Here is a 26,090-nt window from a genome sequence, read left to right as displayed (position 1 = left end):
TCCCGAGGTTTCCCCGCGCGAGCGGGGGTGAGCCCCGCTATTCGCCACCGAACCCTGGCGATCCGGCGGTTTCCCCGCGCGAGCGGGGGTGAGCCTAAGGGCTGCCGCACTCGCGAGCGTGGCGTGTGGTTTCCCCGCGCGAGCGGGGGTGAGCCGGCTGGCGGCCCACTTCCGCTGACCGGCAGGCGGGTTTCCCCGCGCGAGCGGGGGTGAGCCGACCGTGCGCATCCAGCTCATCCCCTTGTACGGGGTTTCCCCGCGCGAGCGGGGGTGAGCCCGAAGGCGCGATCTACCGGTGGGACGGAAGCAAGGTTTCCCCGCGCGAGCGGGGGTGAGCCTGGTCCGAGCACGCGCTCGCGTACGCCCGTGAGGGTTTCCCCGCGCGAGCGGGGGTGAGCCCCCGCCTGAACGGCCTGCCAGATCGACGATCGAGGTTTCCCCGCGCGAGCGGGGGGAGCCACGTCTCGATCGGCTCCGTGTCCCTGTCCAACGGGTTTCCCCGCGCGAGCGGGGGTGAGCCGGGCGCGTTGTCGGATATGGACCAGCGGGGAACGGTTTCCCCGCGCGAGCGGGGGTGAGACCGAAGACGCTCTGAGTCACCGATAAATGACAGGAAGCATCCGGCCTCTGACGGTGGTGGCACGCTGAGGTACCGCCACCGTCAGAGATCGCTTCCGCTCTTGTTAACCGTTGTCTACCCCCACTAGCGAGCAGAGTTCTGACCAGGTAATTCGGTCCATGATCAGGCCCTGCTGCGTGGTCGTGGGGAACTGCGACAAGACACCTCTCGTCAAACACTCAATCGGTGCACCCCCACCGGGTGGGGATTCCCCAAGGTTAGTCGAACAGGAAGCCAGTAAGTACCTCCGTCCCCTCAATGGGCGCATACCGTACTGCTTGTGGGGCAATAAGGAGACAATCCTGGCACACTGGGCTCTTCGGACAGAGCTAGCAGCTCCGTTTGATATCTACCCCCCTTGTTCACCCCGCGTGCTCAATCAGCTACAGTAGCTTTCAATCAAAGATTGATTGTTTTACAAGAAACCTGGGGTTCAATGCATTTATACGTGTGGGGCAAGTCGCGGGGACTGCCGAGGCCGTATCCGCTGGAGTGGCACCTGATCGACGCTGCGGCGGGGGCCACGGCGCTGTGGCACATGCATCTCACGCTGGGGGCGCGACGACAGATCGCCACCGAACTGGGGATGAACGACGCGGACTCGGCTCGGCTGGTCGCACTGTTGGCCGGGCTGCATGACGTCGGGAAAGCCATCCCGTGCTTCCAGCAGCAATGGCCAAAACCCGGAACTGCTGGCTGGCTTGCTCATGACGAGGCGACGCACCTGGCACTACCCACTCTGCTGGGACTGAGCGACGACGGATTATTGACCGCGGACGTCGCGTACCGGATCGGACAACTTCTGGGTGGACACCACGGGGTCTACTACTCGCCGCGGGAGCGGGACGTGGAGCAGCCGGTTCGACGTGTCGCGAACCTGGGCGAACAGGAGTGGCACGCGATTCGTTCCGACGTGACCAGTTCGGTGCGTTCCGTGCTGGGTAACCCGAGGCTGCCGGATGCGATCCCCGCACCGGTGGCGGTGGTGCTGTCCGGTGTGGTGATCGTGGCTGACTGGTTGTCCTCGAACGAGGAGTTCATGCACCGGCAGCTGGAACACGCTCCGGAAGAACTGGAAGCCCGGTACGAGTACACGGTCCCCGCCATGGGGGCGGAGATCACGCAAGCTGGTTTGAACAGGCCGGAGTTCGTCGAACGGATCAGCACTCAAGGCGTGTGGGGCTTCGCTCCATCAGTGCTGCAACGCTCCATCATCGATGAGCTGATACCGCATGTGAACGGACCGGGTCTGTTGGTGATCACCGACTCGACCGGTGCGGGGAAAACGGAAGCAGGGCTCTTGGCGGCCCACGCGCTGGGGCAGGCCACAGGACGGTCCGGCCTGTACGCGGGGCTTCCCACGATGGCCACGGCCAATGAAATGCGCACCCGGCTTACTCAGTATTCCAGTGCTACCGCCGTGACTCCCGTCCCCGTCACCTTGGCGCATTCGATGGCGGCGTTTCAGCCCGCCTACAGCGCCGACGTGACGGTCAGTGCCTGGTTGCGGCCGTTGAAACGGACCTTGCTGGCCGGGGTCTCAGTGGGCACGATCGATCAGGCGTTGGTGGCCGCGCTGGCCGCACGACACAACATGCTGCGGTTGCACGGGTTGATGAACAAGACTCTGATCGTCGATGAGGCGCATGCCTATGACCCGTTCATGCAGGCCCTGCTCGCACGATTGCTGTCCTGGTGCGGTCGGCTGGGTGTGCCGGTGGTGTTGCTGTCGGCCACGCTGCCGCAGCCTGTGAGCCGGAACCTCGTGCGGTCGTACCTGTCCGGTGCGGGCAGCCACCTCAAGGAGGAGCTGGATCTGCCGTATCCGGGCTGGGCGTTCGTGACCGCGCGCGGAAACCTGATCCAGCCGTCGACGAAGACAGTAGCGACGATGGCCACCGAGGAAGCTCGAACGGCGAAGTTGTGCCACCATCCGCATCGTCGTAACGGATCGGCGCGTCAGGAGATTCTACGGGGTTTTGTCGAGCGCATCTCCCGGCAAGGCGGCTGCCTGGCGGTGTTGTGCAACACCGTCGCCAGCGCCCAACATACCTACACGGCGCTGAAAGCCGAGGCTCCGGACGATGTCGAGCTCATTCTGCTGCACGCGCGCTTCCCGCTACACGAACGTGAGACCATTACCACGAACTTGACCGGCCAGTTCGGCAAGTACGGGGTTGGCAACAATACGCGTCCAGCGAAGGCGATCGTGGTCGCCACCCAGATACTGGAACAAAGCCTGGACGTGGATTTCGACCGGATCGTCAGTGAAATCGCACCGATCGCGTGGCTGATCCAACGACTGGGGCGATGCCAGCGCCATCCTTTGCAACAGTGGCACGAGCAGTACCAGCGTCCATCGTGGTGTCCGGTACCGACAGTGGATGTGCTCGATCCGGTCGACGAATCCGCCGATCCCCCTGTTCCTCCTGAGTGGGGAGAAATCTACTCGCCGTTCGAGATGGTGGCCACACACCGTGTGTTGACCGAACGCGATCCGACCTTGGAGGTCCCCACCGACGTGAACCCCTTGGTGCAGCAGGTGCACGCGGCCACCAGCGGAACCAGCGACAGTCAGCTGCAACAGCTGTGGGACGAACAGTTCGGCCAGAACCGCGCGCAGCACCAACAGGCGGCGTTGGTACGTGTCCCCGAGCCGGACCAGGTCGACGATCTGGCCCGGATGACCGAACCGGAGGTCACCGAGGCCGATGTGTCCACACGTCTGGGTGTGGACACGGTACGGGTGATCCCGCAGTACACCAGCAGCGACGGTCGTCAGTGGCTGGACGCCGCCCACACACGTCCCTGGCCCACCCAACGACCGAACTCGAACACGATTAACCAATTGATCGAGCATTCCATCCCGTGTCCTGGCTCGTGGGCCGACGAGCTGGAGTTGCAACCGCAGTCGACCTGGTCACGGACACCGACACTGCGGGATGCCCGCGTTCTGCCCGCGCCGACCTACGGCTCGCTGACCGTCGACCCAGAACTGGGATTGGTTCGCCACACGAAGGGACACCCGTGACCTCTCCTGCCACCTTCGACCTGCGTGACCAGCGATGGATACCTGTGGTCACCGAGAACGGAACTACACACATCCGATCCCTGCGCGAGGTCTTTCACCACGCGCACGAAACAGAGGACCTGGCAGTGACGGTTCCGCCCGCGGCCGTGGGGCTGCTTCGGGTGCTGTACACCATCACCGCCCGCGTTACCGGTCTCGACCGACACCTCCCCTTGGAGGATTGGAAAAAGGCTCGCAATACGGTGTTGCGCGAGGGTCAGTTCGACAAATCCGCTGTCGACGCCTACCTCGATGCCGATTCGGGCGCGTGGAACCTGTTCGACCACGCCCGCCCCTGGATGCAGGATCCGCGTTTGGTCGAGCAGGCAGAAACCAAAAGCATCAACCAGCTCGATCCGAGTCGCCCCGGGGACAACTCTCCTGTGTGGTTTCGTCACACTCACCACGGGCACGCCCCGGCGCTGCCGACGGCGGAGGCGGTCCTGTATCTGCTGGTGCACAGTTTCTACGGCTCGGGGGGAACCGGGGGGAAACGCACCGTCACCGACGGGTTCGGCCAGACGGTCTCCGACCAGTACATGAGCAGCGGTCCGTTGCGAGGCGTGCTCAGCCACCATCCGCTCGGCCGCAACCTGCTGGAAACGCTGGTGCTCGGACTGCCCGGCCCGAACCATGAGCACGAGGCCGATGTAGCCGACCTGGCTCCGTGGGAACGGCACGAGCACCCCGATCCACTGGGGCATCCACCACCTGTGACCTGGCCGGCGGGAATTCTGGTCGGGCGATGCCGGCACGCGTTGCTGCTGCACCCGAACGAGACCGGCGAACACGTGACCCAATGTCGTCTGACCTGGGCGTACAAGAAGCCCCATACTCCCGTGGCCGACCCGTACACGATTCGACAACGCACGAAGAGCGGCGAGTGGAACGACCGGAGTGCTCACGCCGACCGGGCCATCTGGCGAGACCTGGACGCACTGCTGGCCGACACGGACACGCACACACGTCCCGCCGTTCTCACCGGCGCTACAGGACTACCGAGCGGGGTCAGGGACGCGCTCCGCGTCCGCGTACACGGCGTCGATCAGGACCGCCAGTCCCGCGACCGCCAGTGGATGACCGCGACGACTCCACCGATCATGTCCTGGCTCGAGGCAGAGAATCCCCGTGCTGCCGACGGCGCCAGGCAACTGCACGACGCCGCGGAAACCGTCGCGACCAGGTTGGTCTCGGAGCTGCGCAGGGCCTACCACTCCCTGAGCATCAGTAGTGGTCGATCAGGCAGCGGAGACGTGCCATGGGGGGCACCTGCGCTGCGTCACTACTGGCCCGCCGCGGAAACGATGTTCTGGGAACGGATGTACGAGGAGGACTTCACCGAACCACACCGTGCCTGCACGGAGCGCGCGCTGCAGGCCCTGGAGGCGGCCACCGACCACGAAGCCCATCACCCTCCGGTGGCCCACGCACTCGCCACCGCCCGCCAGAACCTGATCAACGCAGCGGCCAAAGCCGAACCCCGCGACCAGTAAGAGGAAACCACCCATGGCCCGTGCAGCCAGCGACTACGCGACCCGATTCGTCACCGACATCGCCACCCAGGCCACTGCGAACCCGGCCGTACGCACCGCACTACGCACCGGGCTCGGACGCGAACCCGACCAGTGCCACCGCATGCACGCCTTCGTCGCCCCGTGGCTGGAGGAAGACTCCCACCCCGACAAGGAACGCGTCCACTACACGATCGCCGCACTCATCGCACACGCCCCCGAAACCGCAGTCCCCACCGACGAAGACGCATCCGGCGATCTCGGCGAGTCCCTGGCCCGCGCCGCCCAGCACCACGTCCTCGCCTCCGCCACTACGGAGAACTACCTGCATCTGGTGGTCCGTCAAAACCCCGGTACGCTCTGCCGCTACCTCACCACCGTCGTGCTCTCGTTGCGCGACACCGGGATACCGGTCGATTTCGCGCGGCTGTTCGACGATGCCGGCCGCTGGCCCTGGCAGTCTCGCCGGATCGCCAAGACCTGGCTGCAAAGCTACTACCGCTCCGTCGCTTCCAAGACTTCCTCCTCCTAAGCTCCGTTACCTCCCTCACTCCTCCCCGATATCGGTCAAAGAAACAGACAAAGATTTCCGAAAGGAAAGAACATGCACTTGGACATTCACGCCTTGCAGCCTGTCCCCTACTCGAATTTGAACCGCGACGCGCTGGGCAGCCCGAAAAGTTGTGTCTACGGTGGATCGACGCGCACACGCGTGTCCAGCCAGTCCTGGAAACGCGCCGTCCGTTTCGAACTCGAGCAGCAACTCGACGAACCTACGGTCCGCACCCGCCGAATCCCCGAAGCCGTGCGAAAGGAGCTGGAACACCGCGGTTGGGATCACGACACGGCACGCAGGGCCGGACGTGCTGTACTCATCAGCGCCGATCAGGCAGCCACCCGCAAAGACAGCAAGGAAGGCGGGTTGTTCCCCACACCGGATGACGACCAGTCCGATGTACTGTTCTGGGTCCCTCGAGCTGTGATCACGGACCTCGCCGATCTGGCCGAGCAGTACCCCGATGCCATCGCGGACATGCCGTTGCCGTCGAAGCAGGAAGTCACCAAGAAGGAACGTCCGAAGAAACAGGACAAGCCGCAGCCGGTGCTGCCGGTGGCAACCGTGGAGGACATCCTGCGTCGCCGTTCCCCGTCGATCAACCTGCTCGGCCGGATGCTGGCCGAGATCCCTGGCCACCGCGTTGACGGGGCGAGCCTGTTCGCCCACGCGTTCACCACGCACGAATCAGCGATGGACTTCGACTTCTTCACCGCCGTCGACGACCTCAATCCTCCGGATGCGACAGGCTCCGGACATTTGGCCACGGCCGAGTTCACCAGCGGTGTGTTCTATCGCTACAGCAGCGTCAACCTCACCGACCTCGCCACCAACCTCAGCGGCACGGACAAGACGCAGGACGGCTTCGACGACGCCCTACGAGTGGTCGACGCCTACCTGCGCGCCTTCTGTGAAGCCGTCCCCAGCGGAAAACAACGCACCACCGGAGCCACCACCCGTCCCGAGCTGGTGTACCTGGCGCTGCGGCACGATCCGCTGTCGCTGGCAGGAGCGTTCGAAAAGCCCGTGCGTAGTCACAGCGGAAGCGGCTACGCGGAACCGTCGCGGGAGCAACTCGCCAACTACACCGGCAGGCTCCACCGCTTCCTCGGCACCGACGGACTGCTCTGGCACGGCCACGCCTCGATCGCCGCCGAGCCCTACGAGCAACTCGGCGAAGGCTACGACAGCCTGCACGACCTGATCACCGACAGCACGAACCGAGCGGGGGATGCGGCATGACAGGGCTCCTACTCCGTCTGGGCGGCCCCCTGCAGTCGTGGGGCACCCACTCGACTTGGACCGAGCGGGACACACATCCCTACCCGACCCGGTCCGGGCTGATCGGCCTCATCGCCGCCGCCGGAGGACATTCCCGCACCATGGACCCCGACCGTTTTTCCCCACTGCGGTTTCTGGTGCGTATCGACCGGCCCGGCACCCATCTCGTCGACTTCCACACCGTCGGTGGGGGACGGCCCCCGAAGCAGACCGTCCCGACCGCCAAAGGCGGTTACCGGCAAGAGGGCACGGGCACGCTGGTCTCCAACCGGCACCACTTGTCCGACGCTGTGTTCACCGTGGCGGTGACCAGCTCGGACGGCACGATGCTCACCGAGACCGAGCAGGCGCTGCGCCGTCCCTACTGGGCCGGGTATCTCGGACGCCGAGCATGCCCTCCGGACACTCCGTTCCTGATCACCGCAGTGGACGATCCCCACATCTGGCTGCACCAGCGCCTCCCGCTGGCCCGCCCCACTCCATACGAGGAGTCGGTGACCGTGGAATTCGTCGCCGAGCACCCTCCGGACGAGCCCACCGGCTGGACCGACAACGTCGCCGACGATCCACGGGACTTCACCCCCGACCACCGCAGCTACCGCAGCCGCCCCGCCTACCGATACCGGCGCGTCCTCCCCGCCGGCCTGTGCGGCGGGTACGGCACCGACTACCTCGATGCCCTCTCCACGGCCTTGGAGGAAGCCGCATGACCACAACCGCACCACGCACCGCGATGCTGACTCAGCTCAGGCTAAATCCGCGTCACCCAGCCACCGGTCGGGAATTAGCCAATGTAGACGGGATGCACCGCCGTGTCATGTCCCTGTTCCCCGACTCCCTCGGGGACAACCCCCGCTCCGAAGCCGGTGTCCTCCACCGCGTGGAACACAGTCACGCAGCAGCGGTGGTGCTCATCCAATCCACCCTCACCCCCGACATCACACGGCTCCCACACGGCTACGCCAACGCCGCACACCGCGAGCTCGACCCCCTGCTCAGCGCTCTGAAACCCGGGACGCGGGTACGCTACCGGATCGTCGCCAACCCCACCCGCGTCGAAACCACCGACGACGGCAGAAAACACCGGCGCCAGTTGTCCGGGGATCATGCCCTGTCCTGGTGGCATCGTCGCGCCGAGGAAGCAGGACTCGACCTCGAGTCAGCCATGCTCACCCGCGAGTACCAACTGGTGGGGGACAAACCGCGGCGTGCACGGCGCACCCACTACCACGGGGCCGCCCAGTTCGACGGCACCGCCACGGTCACCCACCCCGAGACAACCTTCCGCGCTGTCCTGGAAGGGATCGGACGTGCGAAATCCTACGGCTGCGGAATGCTGTCCCTCGTCCCCATGGCGGAGGGTGACCAGTGAACCAACGACTTCCCAAAGCACTCGGCACACCCAGCGTGCTCGGGCTGCACCCAGTCAAAGACCGCATCACCTATCTCTACGTGGACAGCGTTCGAGTCGTGGCCGACCGCAACGGTGTGTGCGCACAGACCGAACACCCCGATACCGGCACGATCGACCGCGTCTACTTACCGACCGCCAGCCTGGCCTGCGTCCTGCTCGGTCCAGGCACCAGCGTCACCCATGCCGCCGCCACCGCCTTGACCAGAGACGGGACCGTACTCGGCTGGGTCGGCTCCGGTGGAGTGCGCTGCTATTCAGCCTTCCTGCACGAAAGCACCTCCACCGAACTGCTGCACCAACAAGTCCAGCTACTGGCCAATGACGACCAGCGCATCACAGCGGCGCACCGGCACTTCCAACTCCGTTTCGGGGAATCACCTCCAGATGACGCGACCGTAGCTCGGTTGAGAAGTCTGGAGGGAGCCAGAATGAAGGCCACCTACAAAGCGCTGGCGAAAAAGCATCGGGTGGGGCCGTTCCGCCGCTCCTACGATCCCAACGACTTCAGCGCCAGCGATCCGGTCAACCAGGCAATCACCGCAGGCAACAGCGCACTCTACGGAATATGCACCGCCGTACTGCTCAGTCTCGGAGCCTCGCCCGCCTTGGGCGTTATACACGAGCACAACCAACGCGCCTTCACTTACGACATCGCTGATCTGTACAAAGCGGAACTCACCGTTCCGATCGCTTTTGCCCTCGCCCAAAGCACACATCCCGACCGGGAAATGCGCTACCGGCTACGTGAAAACGCCCGACTACTCAAACTCGTTCCCCGTATGATCCGCGACATCCGCTACGTCCTCAACGGCGGCACCGCACCCCCGAAAGACACTCCCACCGGAGTGGTCGACCTGTGGGATCCAGACACCAACGTGCCCGCCGGGGTCAACTACGCCAGCCTGGACGAAAACAACGATGACCCGGAATTCTGATGAGCACCTTCGCCGTTATCACCACCAGCGCCGTCGCGGACGGCACTCGCGGAGCCCTGACCCGCTGGATGCTCGAACCTGCTCCAGGAGTCTACGTCGGCACGCTGACCAACCGTGTCCGGGAATACCTGTGGGAAGCCGTCTGCGAGAGCATCGACGACCAGGAAGGCTGGGCCGCACTCATCTGCAACGCCGACAACGAACAAGGCTACGACATCCACACCCACGGCCCCGGCACCAGAGGCCGAACGATCGTCGATCTCGACGGCCTCTCGCTCGTGTCCTGGACACTGACTCCTGACAGCGATCCCGAAGCTGAGATCACAAAACGGTAAAGCACAACTGTTTTCCCAGCACAAAAAGGGGTTTCCCCGCTCGCGCGGGGGTGAGCCAGGGTGTACGGGCACGTGGCCACGTGGGGCACCGAGGTTTCCCCGCTCGCGCGGGGGTGAGCCGAAGCACAGATGACCACCGAGTGACCGAAGGAGGGTTTCCCCGCTCGCGCGGGGGTGAGCCCTGACCGCCACCAGCCACTACGACAAGCACCACGGTTTCCCCGCTCGCGCGGGGGTGAGCCACTGATTCCAGTTTCCGTGATCAAGTGACCGTCGGTTTCCCCGCTCGCGCGGGGGTGAGCCAGGGTGTACGGGCACGTGGCCACGTGGGGCACCGAGGTTTCCCCGCTCGCGCGGGGGTGAGCCACACCCCCCGCGTCGGGAGACGGCCGGGGGTGTGGTTTCCCCGCTCGCGCGGGGGTGAGCCGTTGGAAAAGCTGGTCAACTCGAATTTCCAGAAGGTTTCCCCGCTCGCGCGGGGGTGAGCCCTACGACATCCTCGGCGGCGGCCCGTGCCCCCAGGTTTCCCCGCTCGCGCGGGGGTGAGCCAGCCGCCCAGTACGCACAGAAAACGATGAACGTGGTTTCCCCGCTCGCGCGGGGGTGAGCCGGCCACCCCGAATGACCGCCCCACCAGCCACCAGGTTTCCCCGCTCGCGCGGGGGTGAGCCCAGGAGTCGTCCGCCGCCGCGCACTACGACAACGGTTTCCCCGCTCGCGCGGGGGTGAGCCGTCCTGGCCCCACGTCGACACGATCGCGTTGGAGGGTTTCCCCGCTCGCGCGGGGGTGAGCCTCGCCGGTGACGATGCGGACGAGTCCAGGGCTGAGGTTTCCCCGCTCGCGCGGGGGTGAGCCCCGGCGTGGACGTGCCCGCCGGGGCGCTGCGACGGTTTCCCCGCTCGCGCGGGGGTGAGCCGGCCACGTAGCTGGGTGCCCAGCCAGTTGTGATGGTTTCCCCGCTCGCGCGGGGGTGAGCCGTTGGAGTTTTCAAGTGGGCAACCTGTCCAGCAGGTTTCCCCGCTCGCGCGGGGGTGAGCCCACCCGGCGGCCTCGTAGACGGTGAACGCGCGGGGTTTCCCCGCTCGCGCGGGGGTGAGCCGGGCGACGAGGTCGAGACGGACGAGCAGCACGAGGTTTCCCCGCTCGCGCGGGGGTGAGCCGAGACCGGCGTGGACGTTCCCGCCGAGGCGCTGGGTTTCCCCGCTCGCGCGGGGGTGAGCCCGGCGGGCCGTACTACACGATGCACGGGCAGCTGGTTTCCCCGCTCGCGCGGGGGTGAGCCGACGCGGCAGGGCCGCCGGGCGGAGCGTGCTGCGGTTTCCCCGCTCGCGCGGGGGTGAGCCCGCCCGGTGGACCTGGAGAAGTTCGCCGTCGACGGTTTCCCCGCTCGCGCGGGGGTGAGCCTGGGCCGCCTACGTGCGCTGGTACGACATGGCCGGTTTCCCCGCTCGCGCGGGGGTGAGCCGGTCAGCTCGACCGCCCAGTCCTGGTTCTCCATGGTTTCCCCGCTCGCGCGGGGCAACTAGACTCATCGGGCACTGCAGCTAGCAGTTTCCCGTGGTGGGAAACCGCTCGAGGACGTGCCAGGTGTAGTGGTGATCGGCGCGGGTGAGTTCGACCAGGCGCAGTTCAGTGATGGTGACCTCGACAGGAGTCAGTTCCCGTGCCCGCCGCACAGCGCGAATGATCTCCTCCGGTGATTGCACCCGATTGCTGTAGGCAATACCCACATGGGGTCGGTACATCCGCAGCGGGTCGATGTCGGCATAGCCCGAGGCCGTCGACACCGCGCGATACACCCCAAGCAGCGGAGACCACGGAGCAACGCTGAACCGCACAGCCCCCGGAGAACCGGCCAACGGGATCAGTTTCAGACGAAACGGCTCGATCCCACGGCAGTGTTCCCCCACGTCCCTGGCCGCGGCCCGCAACGTCGGCACGGGCACCTCATCGACATAGCCCAGACGGCGCACGGTCAGGTGCAGACTCTCCGGCGGAACCAGATCGAGCCCCTCCGCGGGCAGTAGCTGCTGACAACGCCGGCTCAACGCACGGGCCGGTTCGTGCTCGTCCAGGGTGATCATCCAGTGATAGGAACGCCGGTGTGGACGGTCCCAGTGACACAGCATCCGCTCGACCCGCTCGAACGCGGCCTGATCGTGGACCGCGATACCCACCGGATCCTCGTGATCATCCGGTGGATCGGCCGGGAACATCGAACTGTAAGAACTACCCACACCGACCAGCCTGACCCGCACCCGCTGCTCATCCGTCACCGGGTTGGTCCCCCAGCGACGTCGCGCACTTGAGGACGGCTCCACCAGGTGCGCAGCACCTCGGTGAACTCGGTCACGCGTGCGTCTCCTGCCCAACGTTGAGCAAGTCCGTACAGGGTGTGGGCACGTTGCCACACCGAACGAATCGGGTGATCGGCACAGATCCGCACCGACTCGGTGCCCAAGGCAAGTGCGTGTTCCAAGTCCGGATCCGGCTGGCGCAACAGCGCCGTGGCAACATCGAGCCGCACCAGAGCTCGGCTCCAGTCGGAATCGGCCTGTTCCACGGCGGTATCAACATCGCCGGTGTAGTGCAGCACACGTTCCGTGTCCCCCAAGGGCACGTACGCCGTCGCCGCGTTCGCGGCCAGGCGGGCATAGCCGTACGGTTCGAAGGACAGGCACGGCGTGAGCTCGGGGCTGATCTCGTGGTGATCGAGCAAGCTCAGCGCCTGGCCGACAGCCTTCTCCACACCGGCACGGTCACCGAGCTTTCCCAGCGCTCGCGCCTGCCCGTTGACCAACAGGCGGATGCTCTGCGGACTCTGCGGTGCCAGCGCTCTCCCCCGTCCGGCATGGGAATACGCCTGCTGGAAGTCTCCCTGGTAGTACGCTCCCAGCGAATAGGTGCCCCACACCCATGCTTGCAGGTCCACATCCCCGATCTCTGTCGCACAGAGCAGTGCCTCCTGGCAATAGACATTGGCCAATCGAAACCGCCCCATGTTGACGGCCATGTAGCCGGCCAGCCCGGCAAGCTGACCCGCGAGCCGGTGCAGCCGGTAACGGATCCGCAGGGTCTGACGTCCACGCAGGAGCTGGTGGACCTGCCTGCGTGCTCGGACGACGACAGGTCCGAGCTCGACGGGGCCACGGTGTTCGTACTCGGCAACAATGCGCGGCACCTGATCCTCCAGGAACCGCAGCTGCTCGTCACCGACGTTGGACTCCTGCAGTTCCTGCAGCTGCAACCAGAGCTCGTCCGGATCGTCCCAGGAGGAGGTCGAGGTGACCCCGGGGTGTTCGGGCACATGTGACTGTGGTGAGGACGTGTCCTTAGCAGCGGTCTCGTTGAGCAGGTCATCGAGTTCTTCGGGAGTCACACCGAGTACGGAGACAATTCGTGGGCGCTGTTCCGGTAACGGAGCCGCCGTTCCCTTCTCCCACCGCCAGACGGTGCTGCGTTCCACTCCGACCGTCTCCGCAAAACGCTCTTGCGTATAGCCTAGGCCTGCCCGACGTGCGGCCAGGCCTCGTCGTTGACGCGGCATAACTTCCCCGAGTACGTACATCGGATGTCGCTTGAGGCCACCGAAATCAGTTTCAATCTCGGTCACCTTCGATCACGTGATCGTAGTAGTCACAGCATCAGCGCAGGTCAATGATTCGTGTGCATCATCGGTGCAGCATTCGTGCAGCGAATCCGCTCTGGTCGAGGCCTGGGGTGAAGCGGTTGACTGCCCTCGGCTGCGGCGAGAGCCCCGACCTCTCGCCGCAGCCTGCCTCCTTGTAGTCGACCTGCGAACCGGTACCGCTCGCTCATGCACCACAGCCACCAGTCCCGGGATACTCCGTTCCCGATGGAAGTCGGCAACCTGCTGACCGCTATAACTCGGGATGGCTTCACCTGGCGGTTCTGCAACGGACCTCACCGACCCACCGCCCTGGTGGCGACCTACGAATGGGACGACGTCATCGATCTCGCACTGATCCGCGATCGCGACGACGTCATCACCGCGCGGCTGCCCATCACGCACAACACCGACATCTTCGCTCCCGAAACCATCCTGTGGGTCTACGTTGGTGAAGCACATCAGGCGCTGCAGGCACTGCTGGATCTCCCCCATCCCGACCATCCCCGAGCACCCCACGAGCCAGCACCAGCACCGGACACGTTGCACATCCCGAGCGCGAGGCGGTGTCCGCTCACCGTTCATCCACCCTCCCTGCTAGTCGCCCAAGCGCGGCAGAACCGACTCGCTTCGGCCCTAGCATCCCGAGACGACCTATCAACAGCGCAAAACGAGGTGAGCCATGAGCAATCGGAGCGGCACGAACAATATCGCTGAGGCGACGTACTGCCTTTCCGGGAAAGAACAGAAGAACCAGCGAGTCCGATGGTCCGCAACTGGTTCGGCTGCTCACTGGGGAAGAGCGGAACAACCAGAGGCACCTCGACAAGACAGTTGACTCCGCCGAATCCGGTTTCGGCCAAACATGAGATTCAAAACCATTTCTTGTCTCTACCGACTGTAGAGCTCCGGAATTTCCGCCGAGTTCCTTACCGGCTCGTGAGCACCGGGCCAGCGGCGGGAAGCAGGAGTTCCCATAACGACCGGGAAGGACTTCGTGACACAGGAAGGTGTTTCGTGACAAGGGCATGTGAGACCGGTAGCGGTGCTGCCGACGAGGCGAGCACACGGCGGGAAACGATGATCTCCGAACTGCGCGAGTGGGGCGACCTGCGTAGTGATTCGGTCGCGGAAGCGCTGCGAACGGTGCCGCGGCATCTGTTCGCACCGGGTGAGTCGCTGGAGGACGTGTATGCGGCGAACCAGGCTGTGGTGACCAAGCGGGACGAGCAGGGACTGGCCACCAGCTCGCTGTCGGCCACCCACATCCAGGTCACGATGCTGGAGCAGGCTCAACTCCAGCCGGGAATGCGGGTTCTGGAGGTCGGAAGCGGTGGCTACAACGCCGCCCTGCTCGCCGAACTCGTGGGCGAGGCCGGCACGGTCGTCTCGCTCGACATCGATGGCGACATCGTCGAACGTGCCCGCAGCTGCCTGCAGACTGCCGGCTACGAGCCGGTCAGGGTGGTGCACGGGGATGCCGAGCACGGACATGCGCCGGAGGCTCCGTACGACCGGATCATCGTCACGGCCGGCGCGTGGGACATCCCCCCGGCCTGGATCGAGCAGCTCGCGCCGGGTGGGCGGATCGTGGTCCCACTGCGGATGCGGGGGCTGACTCGGTCGGTGGTCTTCGCCCACGACGGGGATCACCTGGTCAGCACGGGATATCGCCTGTGCGGGTTCGTCCCGATGCAGGGTGTCAGCGCCCGCGAGGAACGTCTGATCCCGCTCGACGGGTCCGAGGTGGCGCTGCGGGCCGAGGAAGAGCAGCTGCTCGACGTGAGTGGCCTGCGGCAGGCGTTGTACGGGCAGTGGGTGCAGCACTGGTCCGGTGTGCGGTTCGACCAGGTCGACGAGTTGGATTTCTGGATCGCCACGCAAGCCCCGGTGTTCGGGTTGCTCGTGGCACGGCAAGACGCGGTCGAACGCGGGCTCGTCACACGTGCCGCGTTGCGCGGGGTTCCGACGTTGCTCCGGGGCAGCGGTTTCGCCTACCGCACGAAACGTCCGATCGAGGGCACCGACGAATTCGAGACCGGGGTCTATGCCCACGGCCCCGAGGCGGACGCGGTGGCCGACGAGTACGTCGAGCTGCTGCGCCGATGGGACCGCGATCTGCGGGGCGGTCCCGGCGCGCGTATCGAGGTGTTTCCCGCTACGCGGCCGACCAGTGAACTCCCCAGGGGACGCATCGTCGAGAAAGCGCACACGCGCGTCGCCGTCTCCTGGCCAGGAGCGCGGAATCCCTGACAGGCAGGGCCCGCGGCATCACGGTGATTGAGAAACGAAGGAGATTCCTGTGGCAGTTCCGGACAACACCACCAGCACAGTGGACGAGGTGGGAGATTTCGCTGGCGAGCAGCCCCTCCTTCCCGACGACTTCGATCTCGACATTCGTTTTGTCGAGTCGGGGCCGGTCGTCGAGGAACTCATGCGTCCCACTGATGACGGCTGTGGGCACACCTGTGAATCGGCCTGCAATTCCTGCCCGGAGTAAGTAGTTCGTTGCAGTCCTGATGTGAATCAGGAAGCCGGGCGGCAGTGTTCGCGCTGTCGCCCGGCATCACGCTTTTCCTGTCGTTAGGGGCCCAGGTGTATCGGTTGCTCGACACCGCCATGATCCGGGCGACCCTGCTCCCCAGCGGGGTGGATGGTGGATCGTGGCCGGATCTGACCGGAAGTACGGATGCGCACGTGCGGCAGTGGTGTTCGTGGTTACGGCGGGTGTGGGCGGTTGAGGAGTTCGCGGCGGCCGTGGAGGTGGCCAGCCCGGTGCTGGCCGATCGTGTGCGTGCGATCTGCGCGGGCGAGGAGCTGCGTGCCCGTGAGGTTCGTCGTGTGACGAGTTCGATGATGCGGTATCTGCTGCGTGCCACCACTCGGGCGACCCCGTTCGGGTTGTTCGCGGGCGTTGCCGCTGCCCGGTTCGACCGTGCCACGACGGTGCGCTGGGGCCACCGGCCTCGGGCGGTGGCGCGGGTCGATGCGGAGTGGTTGTCGGCGGTACTGGCGGATCTGGAGTCTGATCCGCAGCTGCGTGCCCGGCTGCTGGTTGTGGCGAACTCGGCCGCTGTGGTCCGTGACGGCAGGATGGTGCTGGGCTGGCAGCGCCGTTCCGAGGACGGCTGGCTGGGAGAGGTCTCGGTGCGCCACAGCCGGGTGGTGCGGGCCATCATGCGGGCCGTGGCCGCGCCGATCCGGGTGTGCGAGGCGGCCGAGAAGGTCGCGGCTGAGGTCAACGCCTCCGCCGCCGCAGTGGAGCCGATGCTGGGGGCGCTGGTTGAGCAGGGGTTCCTGATCACTCAGGTGCGGGCTCCCATGACGGCCACCGATCCCCTGGCCCATGTCGTGGCGGCGCTGGACGAGATCGAGGCCGACACGATGGCCGGGGTGTCGGGGCGGGTGGCCCAGCTCCGTGCCCTCCACCAGGACATGGTGGGGCACAACGCCGTTGGCGCACCGACCCGAGCAGACCAGCGCCGTGCCGGGCTCTCGCGGGCGATGACCCGGCTGGCGCCGAGCCAGCGGCCGGTCGGGGTGGATCTGCGGTTGGACTGTGACCTGACCCTGCCGCAGGGGGTGGCCCGGGAGGCCGAAGCCGCGGCCGCGGCGTTGGTGCGGCTGGCTTCGGAGCCGTTCGGCACCCCGGCGTGGCGGCAGTACCACGGTCGGTTCCTGGAACGGTACGGGCCACGAGCGGTCGTGCCGGTGGCCGAGCTGGTGGCCGATACCGGACTCGGTTTCCCGGCCGGTTACCGCGACTGCCCGTGGGGCACACCGGAATCCGGTCCGGTCTCGGAGCGGGATGCGGAGTTGCTGGCCCTGGCCCAGCGAGCGGTCTGGGAAGGCCGTACCGAAATCGTGCTCGACGAGGCCACGATCAGTCGTCTCGAGACCGCGGGGACGAGGGAGACGACGGTCCAGCCGCATACCGAGCTGCGCGTGCAGGTGCGGGCCCGGACGCGGGACGCCCTTGATCGCGGCGAGTTCGAGCTGGCTCTGGCCGGGGTCTCACGCTCGGCCGGAGCTACCACCGGCCGCTTTGTCGACCTGCTCGACGACGAGGACCAGCAGCGTGCGGTCGCGGCCTATGCCGAACTGCCCACAGTGTGTGCGAACGCGCGCCCGGCCCAGATCTCGGCGCCGGCGCTGTATGCGCGCACCGACAACGTCGCTCGCAGTCGACAGGTGCTGCCCGCGGTGGTCTCGCTGGGCGAACACCGCGAGTCGGGTCACGATGTGGTGCCGTTGGACGATCTCGCCGTCACCGCCGACGCCGAACGGCTGGTGCTGCTGTCGCTGTCGCAGCAGCGTCCGGTCGAACCGGTGGGTTTCAACGCGGTGGAGATGGTCGGCCACGCGCATCCGCTCGTGCGGTTCGTCACCGAGCTCAGCACCGCCCGTGCCAGGCCGTGCGTGCCGTTCTCGTGGGCAGCGGCGGCTCGGCTGCCGTTTCTGCCCCGAGTGCGCTACCGTCGCACGATCCTGGCACCAGCGCGGTGGCGGTTGGAAGCAAGCGAGCTTCCCGGTTCCGGGGCCTCGTGGCAGGACTGGATGCAGGGCTTTCAAGCGTGGCGGCAGCACTTCGCCGTGCCGGATCTGGTCTCTCTCGGTGACAGCGATCAGCGGATGCGGCTGCATCTGCACACTCCGGCGCACGTGTCCCTGCTGCGCACCGAGCTGGAACGCACGGGAGAAGTCACCCTGCGGGAAGCACCGGCCGACGAGGAGTTCGGCTGGTTCGACGGGCACGCCCACGAGGTGGTGATCCCGCTGGCGACCACCGCCACGGCCGCTTCGCCGCCGAGGTGGTCGGCCCAGCACCTCGACCGCGGGCACGGGCACCTGCCCGGCAGCGAGTCCTGGCTCTACCTCAAGCTCTACGGGCATCCCCACCGGCAGAACACGGTGCTCACGAATCATCTGCCCGAGCTGCTGTCGAGCTGGGACACCGCGCCGGAGTGGTGGTTCGTGCGCTATGCCGACCCGGATCCGCACCTGCGGCTGCGGATCCGGGTCGGCCAGCACGACGAGAGCGCCCCTGTTCTGGCCAGGGTCAACGCCTGGCTCGCCCAGCTGCGCCAGCGGGGGCTCGTAGGCCGCGCCCAGGTCGACACCTACTATCCCGAAACCGGCCGGTTCGGCGCCGGAACGGCGATGCGGGCCGCCGAGTCGGTCTTCGCCGCCGATTCGAGCGCGGTGCTCGCCCAGCTGCACGCTATCGAGCACCACGACGGTGCTCGGCCGCTGGCTCTGACCGCGGCGAGCATGGTCCAGCTCGTGTGCTCGTTCCACGACGATCCGGCCACCGGAATGCGGTGGCTGATCGAGCACGCCCACACCCCCTCGGGCCCGGCCCCCGAGCGAGCTCTGCGTGAACAGGCACTGCGGCTGGCCGAGCCACGCGAGGACTGGGCCGCGGTACGCGCCCTGCCGGGCGGCGAGGACCTCGCGGCCGCCTGGCACCGGCGTCGGACAGCGCTGACCGCCTACCGCAGCACCCTGACCGAGTCCGGGCACCGCGAACCCGCCGGCGTGCTGACCGACCTGCTGCACCTGCACCACGTGCGCATGACCGGCGTGGCTCCCGAGACCGAGCGGACGTGCCTGCGCCTGGCCCGCGCCGCCGCTCTGAGCTGGACCGCCCGCACCCAGGGAGCCCCGTGAACACCCTCAACACCGTCGACATCCTCGCCGCGGTCGACGAGCTCGCCGAGCCTCTTTCCGACCCGCACACGCTCTACCCGCACGGCGGCGTGGGCCGCACCCGGCCGCAGTCGCTGCTCGGCGGCGCGGCCGGCCTCGCGCTGCTGCACCTCGAACGTGCCCGCAGCGGCCGCGGCAGCTGGGACACCGCCCGCGCCTGGCTGACCGCGGCCGCACGCGAGGAAGTCTCCACCGGCCGCAACGCGACCCTGTTCTACGGGGCACCGGCGCTGGGGTTTCTCACCCGCTCGGTCGCCGACGAGCCCCACCGGTGTCCCCCCGTGCTGGCCGCACTGGACAGCAAAACCATCGCACTGACCCGGGCCCGTCTCACCCTGGCCCACGCGCGTCTCGATCGGGGCGAGCTCCCCCTGCTGTCCGAGTTCGACCTCTTCCGGGGCCTGGCCGGACTCGGCGCCTACCACCTGCGCCACCACCGCCGGCACGCCATCACCCGCGCCGTGCTGAACTACCTCGTCCGGCTGACCGAACCCCTGCCGTCCACCTCGGACGGCCTACCAGGATGGTGGACCGAGGTCTCGCCCAACGGAGAGATCACCGCCGATTTCCCCGGTGGGCACGGAAATATCGGCCTGTCCCACGGCATCGCCGGACCACTGGCGCTGTTGTCCCTGGCCCTGCTGCGCGGTGTGGCTGTCGACGGCCAGCGCGACGCGCTCGAACGGATCTGCAGCTGGCTCGACACCTGGCAACAACCGGGCCCCTGGTGGCCCGGAGTGATCACCCGCACCAACGTCGAAACCGGACAGATCGCCCCCTCCCAGCGACAAGCGCCGCGCTGGTGTTACGGCACCGCCGGGCTGGCCCGCGCACTGCAACTCGCCGGGATCGCCACCGGCGACACCGCCCGACAACGCACCGCCGAGGCCGCGATGCTGGGCCTGCTGCGCGAGCCCGACCAGCTCGACCGCGTCACCGACACCGGCCTGTGCCACGGGCTGGCCGGAATCGGCCAGACCGCCTGGCGCATGGCCGCCGACGCCGACACCGGCGAGATCACCGGCGAACTGCCCCACCTGTGCCGACGGCTCCTCGCACGGCTGTCACCACCCCCGTCAGATCCCGAACTCCTCGACGGAACCGCCGGCATCGCCCTGGCCCTGCACACCCTCGGCACCCACCAGGCACCGCACACCGGCTGGGATACCTGCCTGCTGCTGGCCTGACCCGACAAGGAGCCATCGCGTGACCCCGTCCTGGCGCCAACTCAACGTTCGATTCGACGACTGGGACACCGTCGAACACACCGCAGTGACCCACCTCGGGCCCGCCCTCACCGAAGCCAGCCACGCCGGGCTGATCGAAGCCTGGTTCTTCACACGCAAGGCCGAACAGCTACACCCCGATGGCCACGGCGTCGCCGCGCAGGGAGCTCCGCGCCCGTGCTGGCGAGTGCGCATCCAGGGACCAGACGAAGACACCGTCTCCGAGGCGCTCGCCCTCCTCCACGCGCACCTTCCCCGGGCCACCCCGGTCATCTACGAACCCGAGGTCCACGCCTTCGGCGGGGCCACCGGCATGGCGCTGGCCCACACCCTGTTCCACCAGGACAGCCACCACATCCTGACCTACCTCAACCACCTCGACACCGCGCCCCGGAGGGTGCAGCGAAAAGAACTTGCGATGCTGCTGTGCAGCCGCCTGTTCCGCGCGGCCGGGCAGGACTGGTACGAGCAGGGAGACATCTGGGCCCGGATCGCGCAGAACCGTCGCCCGATCCACGAGCTCCCACCGGAGACCGTGCACGCGCTGCACCCCGCACTACGTCGCCTGATGACCGTCGACACCGCGCAGCTGGCACGCGATCCCACCAGCGGCCTCGCCGTCGCGGCGGACTGGTTCACCGCCTTCGACGACGCGGGCACACAGCTAGCGCGCCTGGCCCACGAGGGCGTCCTCGAGCGCGGCCTGCGCGCCGTGCTGGCCCACCACGCCCTGTTCGCGTTCAACCGCTTCGGTCTCAGCCCCGCAAGCCAGACCCTGCTCGCCCACACCGCGGCCACGCTCGTCTTCGACTGATCGGACCCTTGCGATGCCCCTCCCGAGCAACGACCACCTCCACGAACGACTCGCCGCGTGGTTCCCGCTCCTGCCACGGCCACGGCCCGCCTGCCGAGCACTCACCGAGCGCGTCGACGAGATCAACCACCTCGCCCACATCGCCGCACACGGCCCACCGGAACAACGCATCACCACCGCCGCCGAAGCCTGCAACAAGGCCGCGCTCATCCTCAGCGACTGCGGCCTGCCCGACCGCGCCCACCAGCTGTGCCGGCGACAATTCGACCTCTTCCACGCCCACCGGCCGCTGGCACCGACAACGGCCAAACTCGCCCTGCAACCCCTCGTCAACCTCGGACGACTGCACATCCGCACCGGGCAGGCCAACCGCGCCCACCAGCTGTTCACCCACGCCTACCAAGCCCTGCGCACGAGAACGGCGACCACGATCGACGGTCGGAACATCGACCTCACCGACCTCACCGACGATCACAGCGCAGCACGAGGCGACCTCGCCCGATTCCTCTGGACAGTGCTGCTGGCCGACGGCACCCGAGCCCTGACCCGAGCCGGACGATGGAACGACGCGCTCGAACACCTCGAACGCCACAAAGGCATCGGCGACCGCATGCTCGACGGCAGACAAGTCGCCATCCTCACCCGCATCATCAACGACGACCACGAGCACGCCCTCGACCTGCTCGCACACAGCTCCACCCCGGAAACGTGGGAACAAGCCGTCGCGTCCTACCTCACCACGCTGTGCCTGACCACCGCAGAACGCGAGACCCAGCCAGCTGACACAGAGATGGTCGAGCGCTACCTCGCACTCCCCCACCAGTCCACACCACCGGTGTTTCGCTGCCGCCTCGGTCTATGCGTACTCGACCTCACCAACCACACACCTCACACACCAATCACCACCGACATCACTCGACAAGCCATCGCCGCAGCAGACGCCTACGCCGCCCACGACGTGCTCACCCACCCAGCCTGCGCGCAGAACATGTCCGACACTGACCAGCACGCGCTAACCCACATCATCACCACCGCCGGCCTCCACCACGGCGAGGAAGCACCAGCCGAGCCCCTCACCGAACTCACCGACGCAATAGCCGCAAGCGAAACCAGCCTGGCTCACGCACTCACACGACCACAGTCAGCTCACGACCAGCCCCGAAGGAACTACCCCAGCACGACTGCCCCACAGCCACCGGGCGAACTCGGCGATGACCTGGCCGGACCGGGAGACACGACAGAGGCAGCGCCGCGAGGGATACCTCGCTACTAAGACCGTGAAACGGCAGCACGTGGAAAATCCACCCTGGGAGCTGACGTCACTTTCCCGCTCGTCAGGCCCTGGGACACGTCTCGAGAACTGCTCAGCGACTACACAGCCGTGCCCGTGACTGGAGAACTGTTGAATGTCTTCCACGTCCCCACCGAGTTGTTCGCCTCGACCGCCCCGTACGACGCCCGCCACCGACCCGGCTAGATGTCGTTACCAGGGCCGACAACGGGCAGCTCGCCCAGCTCACAGACGTCTCCCTTTGCCACGGGTGGGCGGGGCTGCTGCACACCACCTGGCGCATGAGCCAGCACGCCCCGCGGCTCCGCGCGCACCTGCCGAGGCTGATCGACCGAGTCACGGAGCGGCTGGACGAGCACTCCTCACCGGCGGCGGGCCTGCTCACCGGAGCAACGGGAGCCCGGCTGGCGCTGCACGCCGTCACCACCGATCAGCCCCCCGTCACGCGGTGGGATGCCTGCCTGCTGCTGGATGGTTGACACGACGAAGAAGCAAGGAAGGGACACGATGAACACCGAGATCACCACCGAGGCCGCGTCAGCCGAGGAACTGCGTGCCCGCATGGTCGAGAAAGTCCGCAGCAAAGGATTCGCCGCGAACTCGCGTGTGGAGCAGGTCCTGCGGGACATGCCGCGCCACGACTTCGTGCCCGGACACGACCTGGACACCGCGTACCACCCGTTCCAAGCGGTGATCACCCACCGGTTCGCCGACGGCAGCTCCCTGAGCTGTGCCAGCGCCCCGTTCGTCGTGGCGATGATGCTCGACCAACTCGACGTGCGCCCCGGCGATCGTGTGCTGGAGATCGGCGTCGGAACCGGCTACAACGCCGCCCTGCTCGCCGACCTCACCGGCGACACGCAACTCGTGACCACCATCGACGTGGACCCCGACGTCACCACGCAGGCCCGACGAAATCTCAACGCGGCCGGGTACGGCGACGTGCGTGTGGTCACCGGGGACGGCACCGACGGGGTAGCCGAGCACGGACCCTACGACCGGATCATCGCCACCGTCTCCCCCTGGGACATCCCACCGGCCTGGTGGCACCAACTCATCCCCGGCGGACGCATGGTGCTCCCCCTGCGCTGGCGCGGCCAAACCCGCGCCGTGGCCTTCGCCGAACAGGACGGCACGCTCGTCTCGGACTCGGTGGAGTTGTGCGGCTTTGTGAACCTGACCGGGGAGACCGAAGGAGAACAGAGCGGCGCGATCACCGACGACGGCACCATCAGTCTGCACTGGGACCGCGACCAACCACTCGATCACAACACGCTGCACGGCGTGCTCGATGCTCCGAGCATCACACGCTGGTCCGGGCACACGATGGGCGGTAGCGAACCCTTCGACGGGATCTGGCTGCGGATGACCGCCGAGGACAACCGCACTTGCCGACTCGACGTACACCCGGACGTGCCCAGCGAGGTCGCCGACCCGCTTGCGCCGATGCGGTCCCCAGCACTCGCGGCGGGCGAATCACTGGCCTACGTGACCAAGCACCGACACCAGACCGACAACGGCTCCCGCTGGGAACTCGGCGCGATCGGCCACGGACCGGCCGCCGAAACCCTGACCGACCGACTGATCGAGATGATCGACCACTGGTCACCCGCCCGCGACGCACGCCCCACCGTGACCGCCTACCCAGCCCACACCAACCCCCCGCGAGCATCCATCGACAAGCGGCACAGCAAACTCCTCGTTACCTACTCCGAAGAATGATGACCGTCAGATCGTCCTGGTCACGCCATCGTGGACTGAACGCGATAAGAGCTGTCGCCGTGCAGCGGGCGGTGGCATCATCTGCCGTGAGCCCGTGCGGAGCTCGCTGAGCTGTCCTCCCGACCGGGAGTGTCGGTTTGGACGTATAGCTGTGCGGGATCGATCACCTTGCAGACGGGGTGGGGTGCTCGCCCTGTGGGGCTGTGTGGTTCTCGCAGTTCATCGACCAGCAGAACCCACGGCAGTGGGGTGGGCTGAGACCATCCATGTCGCCGCTGCGTAGCGGATTCCGCGACAGACGACGCCGTTCTCACCGACGGTCCACGCCGAGTGATCGAGCATGATGTGCGCTGCCTGCAGGATATCCTCCACAACATGAGCGAAGGCCTGATCATCACGTGCTCCGATCAGGAGACGATCGGTAGATCCAGGTCTTTGGGTCGCGGGGCTCGGGCTGGGGACCGTGAGAGTGCGGGGACGGCTTCGGAGGTTCTTCTTCATGGGAGTCGTTCAAGGGGATGTTCCTTTCTGAATGCACGTTGTCGTCGTGGTTGGTGAGGAGTTCGGTGCAGGCGTGGGCGAGTGGTGTGGCTGTGGCGGGGCCGACGAGGAGGTGGAAGGTCTCGTCGTTTTCGATGCGGCCGAGAACGGCGGGGTGGTCGCGTAGTCCGGTGTTGTCGACGGTCTGGTGGTCGGCCAGGGTGATGCGTAGGCGGGTGACGCAGTGGGTCACCGTGATGATGTTTTCGGCCCCGCCGAGCAGGGTCAGCAGCTCGTTGGCGGTGCGGGTGTAGGGGTTCGAGGTGGATTGTTCTGGTGGTGTCATCGGGCTCCCCAGAGGTAGCGGGGTATGTCCATTTCGGCGTAGGCGACCTGGTCGGTCTCGTTCCAGTACGCCTTGGCGAGTACGTGGGCGATCAGGGATCGCAGCCGTAGCAGGGAGTCCAGCCACGTGCCGGGGTACTGCCAGTGCCGCCATAGAGCGGGGTCGGTGGTGGCGAGGTGGTCCAGGGTGGTGTCGAGGTCGCGGCGCCAGCGGTGTAGTTCGGTGAAGGTCACGGTGGTGTGTCTGTGCTGGGTGGCGTTGATGAGGTGTTCGCGGATCGCTGTGGCGGTCTGTCGGGCGGGGGCGCTCCAGGCTGTCTGGGTGTGTGGGTCAGGGTCGTTGGCCAAGGTCGCCAGGAGGGTGCGTGCGGTCGCGGTGTCGTCCTCCATCGAGGTTCCCTTCAGCATGGTCGGTGATCTCGGTGGCACTGGTCAGGCAGCGCACCGGCCCGCCGCGGGGTTGGTGGTGCAGGGCGCGGCTGAACAGTTGTGTGCGTCCGTGCGGGCTGGTCACGCTCGTCGAGCGCGGTTGGCCGCAGTCACGTCCGCAGGCCAGGTCGGCGTTGGAGACGGCCAGCGGGGCCGTGGGTGCGGGCAGCAGGGTGGCCGCGGTGGCGGTCAGGTCGGTGTCGGTGACCTGGTGGTGTTGCCAACTGGGCCCGGGGCTGATCCACCGGGGGAGCTCGCGGAAGAACTCGCCGTACGCCTCTAGGAAGGCCTGGTCGTACCAGAGGCGATAGCGGGGGTCATCGGCTCGGTCGCGGCGGCGGTGTCGTGACTCGTCGGGTTCCAGGTGCAGGATCAGCACGGTGTCGTTGTGGTGGCGCTGGTCGAGGGCGAGCTCGTGGCTGTGGGCCAGGGCGCGGTCGAAGTCGTGCCACTGGCCGGTGAGTCGGGCCAGGGCGTAGCGGTAGGCCAGCACTCCGAGGTGACAGCGGTCGGAGGCGATCACCCGCTCCGGAGTGTGCGTGTGCAGCCGGGCGGCCTCGGTGGTGCGCGCGTGATCCTCGGCCAGCAGGTGCCGCAGCACGGTCTCGTCACCGCCCTCGGCCGGTGGGCGGGCTTCGGGAAAGACCACGGCCTGCCACTGGGTGAGCAGTGTTCCGAGGAGCGTGGTTTTGCCTGCCCCGGGCATCCCGTCGAGGATCAGCAC

At 67.0% G+C, this 26,090-nt stretch carries 22 protein-coding genes and 2 CRISPR repeat arrays; of the genes, 17 read left to right on the top strand and 5 right to left on the bottom strand.

Annotated elements, in window-relative coordinates; genetic code table 11:
• Positions 1 to 6: 6 nt before the first annotated feature.
• Positions 7 to 581: direct repeats of the CRISPR family, unit length 28 nt; unit sequence GGTTTCCCCGCGCGAGCGGGGGTGAGCC.
• A gap of 396 nt (positions 582 to 977) precedes the next feature.
• The 8 genes from cas3 (at position 978) to cas2e (ending at position 9,721) form a co-directional block, all read left to right on the top strand.
• Positions 978 to 3,650 (top strand): CRISPR-associated helicase Cas3', encoded by a 2,673-nt coding sequence (gene cas3, locus BLQ75_RS22080; protein ID WP_170837630.1) that lies wholly within the window; start codon positions 978 to 980, stop codon positions 3,648 to 3,650.
• Positions 3,647 to 5,182 carry a type I-E CRISPR-associated protein Cse1/CasA gene (gene casA, locus BLQ75_RS22075; RefSeq protein ID WP_170837629.1) on the top strand — a complete coding sequence of 512 codons (1,536 nt, stop codon included), beginning with the start codon at positions 3,647 to 3,649 and terminating at the stop codon, positions 5,180 to 5,182. Before cas3 ends, casA begins: the two co-directional genes overlap by 4 nt.
• A 13-nt stretch (positions 5,183 to 5,195) precedes the next feature.
• Positions 5,196 to 5,732, top strand: a complete 537-nt coding sequence (casB, locus tag BLQ75_RS22070; protein WP_092604599.1) for a type I-E CRISPR-associated protein Cse2/CasB — start codon at positions 5,196 to 5,198, stop codon at positions 5,730 to 5,732.
• Positions 5,733 to 5,804: 72 nt separating this feature from the next.
• Positions 5,805 to 6,998, top strand: coding sequence for a type I-E CRISPR-associated protein Cas7/Cse4/CasC (gene cas7e / locus BLQ75_RS22065; RefSeq protein ID WP_092604598.1), 1,194 nt, complete (start codon positions 5,805 to 5,807; stop codon positions 6,996 to 6,998).
• Complete coding sequence (gene cas5e, locus BLQ75_RS22060) at positions 6,995 to 7,747, top strand: type I-E CRISPR-associated protein Cas5/CasD (protein ID WP_092604597.1); 753 nt, start codon at positions 6,995 to 6,997, stop codon at positions 7,745 to 7,747. The genes cas7e and cas5e overlap by 4 nt, the downstream gene beginning before the upstream one ends.
• Positions 7,744 to 8,409 carry a type I-E CRISPR-associated protein Cas6/Cse3/CasE gene (cas6e, locus tag BLQ75_RS22055; protein ID WP_092604596.1) on the top strand — a complete coding sequence of 222 codons (666 nt, stop codon included), beginning with the start codon at positions 7,744 to 7,746 and terminating at the stop codon, positions 8,407 to 8,409. The genes cas5e and cas6e overlap by 4 nt, the downstream gene beginning before the upstream one ends.
• Positions 8,406 to 9,386: a type I-E CRISPR-associated endonuclease Cas1e gene (gene cas1e / locus BLQ75_RS22050; RefSeq protein ID WP_211481555.1), complete on the top strand. Its 981-nt coding sequence runs from the start codon at positions 8,406 to 8,408 to the stop codon at positions 9,384 to 9,386. The genes cas6e and cas1e overlap by 4 nt, the downstream gene beginning before the upstream one ends.
• Positions 9,386 to 9,721 carry a type I-E CRISPR-associated endoribonuclease Cas2e gene (cas2e, locus tag BLQ75_RS22045; RefSeq protein ID WP_092604595.1) on the top strand — a complete coding sequence of 112 codons (336 nt, stop codon included), beginning with the start codon at positions 9,386 to 9,388 and terminating at the stop codon, positions 9,719 to 9,721. Before cas1e ends, cas2e begins: the two co-directional genes overlap by 1 nt.
• A gap of 29 nt (positions 9,722 to 9,750) precedes the next feature.
• Positions 9,751 to 11,187: a CRISPR direct-repeat array (repeat unit 28 nt; unit sequence GGTTTCCCCGCTCGCGCGGGGGTGAGCC).
• 79 nt (positions 11,188 to 11,266) lie between these two features.
• Here the strand turns inward: cas2e and BLQ75_RS22040 are convergent.
• Together BLQ75_RS22040 and BLQ75_RS22035 are read right to left on the bottom strand one after the other, a co-directional pair.
• On the bottom strand, positions 11,267 to 11,998 hold the full coding sequence (locus BLQ75_RS22040) for a 2'-5' RNA ligase family protein (RefSeq protein ID WP_092604594.1): 732 nt from the start codon (positions 11,996 to 11,998) through the stop codon (positions 11,267 to 11,269).
• Entirely contained in the window at positions 11,995 to 13,269 is a 1,275-nt protein-coding gene (locus BLQ75_RS22035; RefSeq protein WP_280137868.1) for a helix-turn-helix transcriptional regulator, read from the bottom strand. Before BLQ75_RS22035 ends, BLQ75_RS22040 begins: the two co-directional genes overlap by 4 nt.
• A 309-nt stretch (positions 13,270 to 13,578) precedes the next feature.
• Between BLQ75_RS22035 and BLQ75_RS22030 the strand changes: the two genes are divergently transcribed.
• From BLQ75_RS22030 to fxlM (BLQ75_RS21990), 9 genes are all read left to right on the top strand, one after another.
• The gene (locus BLQ75_RS22030; protein ID WP_092604592.1) at positions 13,579 to 14,067 is read left to right on the top strand and encodes a hypothetical protein; all 489 of its coding nucleotides are present in this window, start codon (positions 13,579 to 13,581) and stop codon (positions 14,065 to 14,067) included.
• 300 nt (positions 14,068 to 14,367) lie between these two features.
• Positions 14,368 to 15,603 carry a methyltransferase, FxLD system gene (gene fxlM, locus BLQ75_RS22025; protein ID WP_092604591.1) on the top strand — a complete coding sequence of 412 codons (1,236 nt, stop codon included), beginning with the start codon at positions 14,368 to 14,370 and terminating at the stop codon, positions 15,601 to 15,603.
• A gap of 79 nt (positions 15,604 to 15,682) precedes the next feature.
• Positions 15,683 to 15,850 carry an FxLD family lanthipeptide gene (locus BLQ75_RS22020; protein WP_092604602.1) on the top strand — a complete coding sequence of 56 codons (168 nt, stop codon included), beginning with the start codon at positions 15,683 to 15,685 and terminating at the stop codon, positions 15,848 to 15,850.
• A gap of 44 nt (positions 15,851 to 15,894) precedes the next feature.
• Positions 15,895 to 19,020, top strand: coding sequence for a lantibiotic dehydratase (locus BLQ75_RS22015; RefSeq protein WP_092604590.1), 3,126 nt, complete (start codon positions 15,895 to 15,897; stop codon positions 19,018 to 19,020).
• Positions 19,017 to 20,246: a lanthionine synthetase C family protein gene (locus BLQ75_RS22010; protein WP_092604589.1), complete on the top strand. Its 1,230-nt coding sequence runs from the start codon at positions 19,017 to 19,019 to the stop codon at positions 20,244 to 20,246. The genes BLQ75_RS22015 and BLQ75_RS22010 overlap by 4 nt, the downstream gene beginning before the upstream one ends.
• A gap of 19 nt (positions 20,247 to 20,265) precedes the next feature.
• Positions 20,266 to 21,099, top strand: a complete 834-nt coding sequence (locus tag BLQ75_RS22005; RefSeq protein ID WP_092604588.1) for a thiopeptide-type bacteriocin biosynthesis protein — start codon at positions 20,266 to 20,268, stop codon at positions 21,097 to 21,099.
• A 13-nt stretch (positions 21,100 to 21,112) separates the two neighbouring features.
• Positions 21,113 to 22,372 (top strand): hypothetical protein, encoded by a 1,260-nt coding sequence (locus tag BLQ75_RS22000; protein WP_211481553.1) that lies wholly within the window; start codon positions 21,113 to 21,115, stop codon positions 22,370 to 22,372.
• A gap of 299 nt (positions 22,373 to 22,671) precedes the next feature.
• Positions 22,672 to 22,869: a hypothetical protein gene (locus tag BLQ75_RS21995; RefSeq protein ID WP_211481552.1), complete on the top strand. Its 198-nt coding sequence runs from the start codon at positions 22,672 to 22,674 to the stop codon at positions 22,867 to 22,869.
• A 28-nt stretch (positions 22,870 to 22,897) separates the two neighbouring features.
• Positions 22,898 to 24,112: a methyltransferase, FxLD system gene (gene fxlM, locus BLQ75_RS21990; RefSeq protein ID WP_092604587.1), complete on the top strand. Its 1,215-nt coding sequence runs from the start codon at positions 22,898 to 22,900 to the stop codon at positions 24,110 to 24,112.
• Positions 24,113 to 24,506: 394 nt separating this feature from the next.
• Here fxlM (BLQ75_RS21990) and BLQ75_RS21985 read toward each other — a convergent pair whose 3' ends face one another.
• The 3 genes from BLQ75_RS21985 to BLQ75_RS21980 are packed head-to-tail and all read right to left on the bottom strand — an operon-like array spanning position 24,507 to position 26,090.
• Positions 24,507 to 24,938: a PTS glucose/sucrose transporter subunit IIB gene (locus tag BLQ75_RS21985; protein ID WP_170837628.1), complete on the bottom strand. Its 432-nt coding sequence runs from the start codon at positions 24,936 to 24,938 to the stop codon at positions 24,507 to 24,509.
• Positions 24,935 to 25,327 carry a hypothetical protein gene (locus tag BLQ75_RS23665; protein WP_170837627.1) on the bottom strand — a complete coding sequence of 131 codons (393 nt, stop codon included), beginning with the start codon at positions 25,325 to 25,327 and terminating at the stop codon, positions 24,935 to 24,937. Before BLQ75_RS23665 ends, BLQ75_RS21985 begins: the two co-directional genes overlap by 4 nt.
• A complete protein-coding gene (locus BLQ75_RS21980; RefSeq protein ID WP_092604585.1) occupies positions 25,269 to 26,090 on the bottom strand; it encodes a hypothetical protein in 822 nt (273 codons plus the stop codon). Before BLQ75_RS21980 ends, BLQ75_RS23665 begins: the two co-directional genes overlap by 59 nt.

The sequence above is a fragment of the Actinopolyspora xinjiangensis genome (genome assembly GCF_900104475.1).
Taxonomy (GTDB): Bacteria; Actinomycetota; Actinomycetes; order Mycobacteriales; family Pseudonocardiaceae; genus Actinopolyspora; species Actinopolyspora xinjiangensis.
The sequence above is the reverse complement of the archived record's forward strand: the minus strand, read 5'-3'. Positions and strand labels throughout refer to the sequence as shown.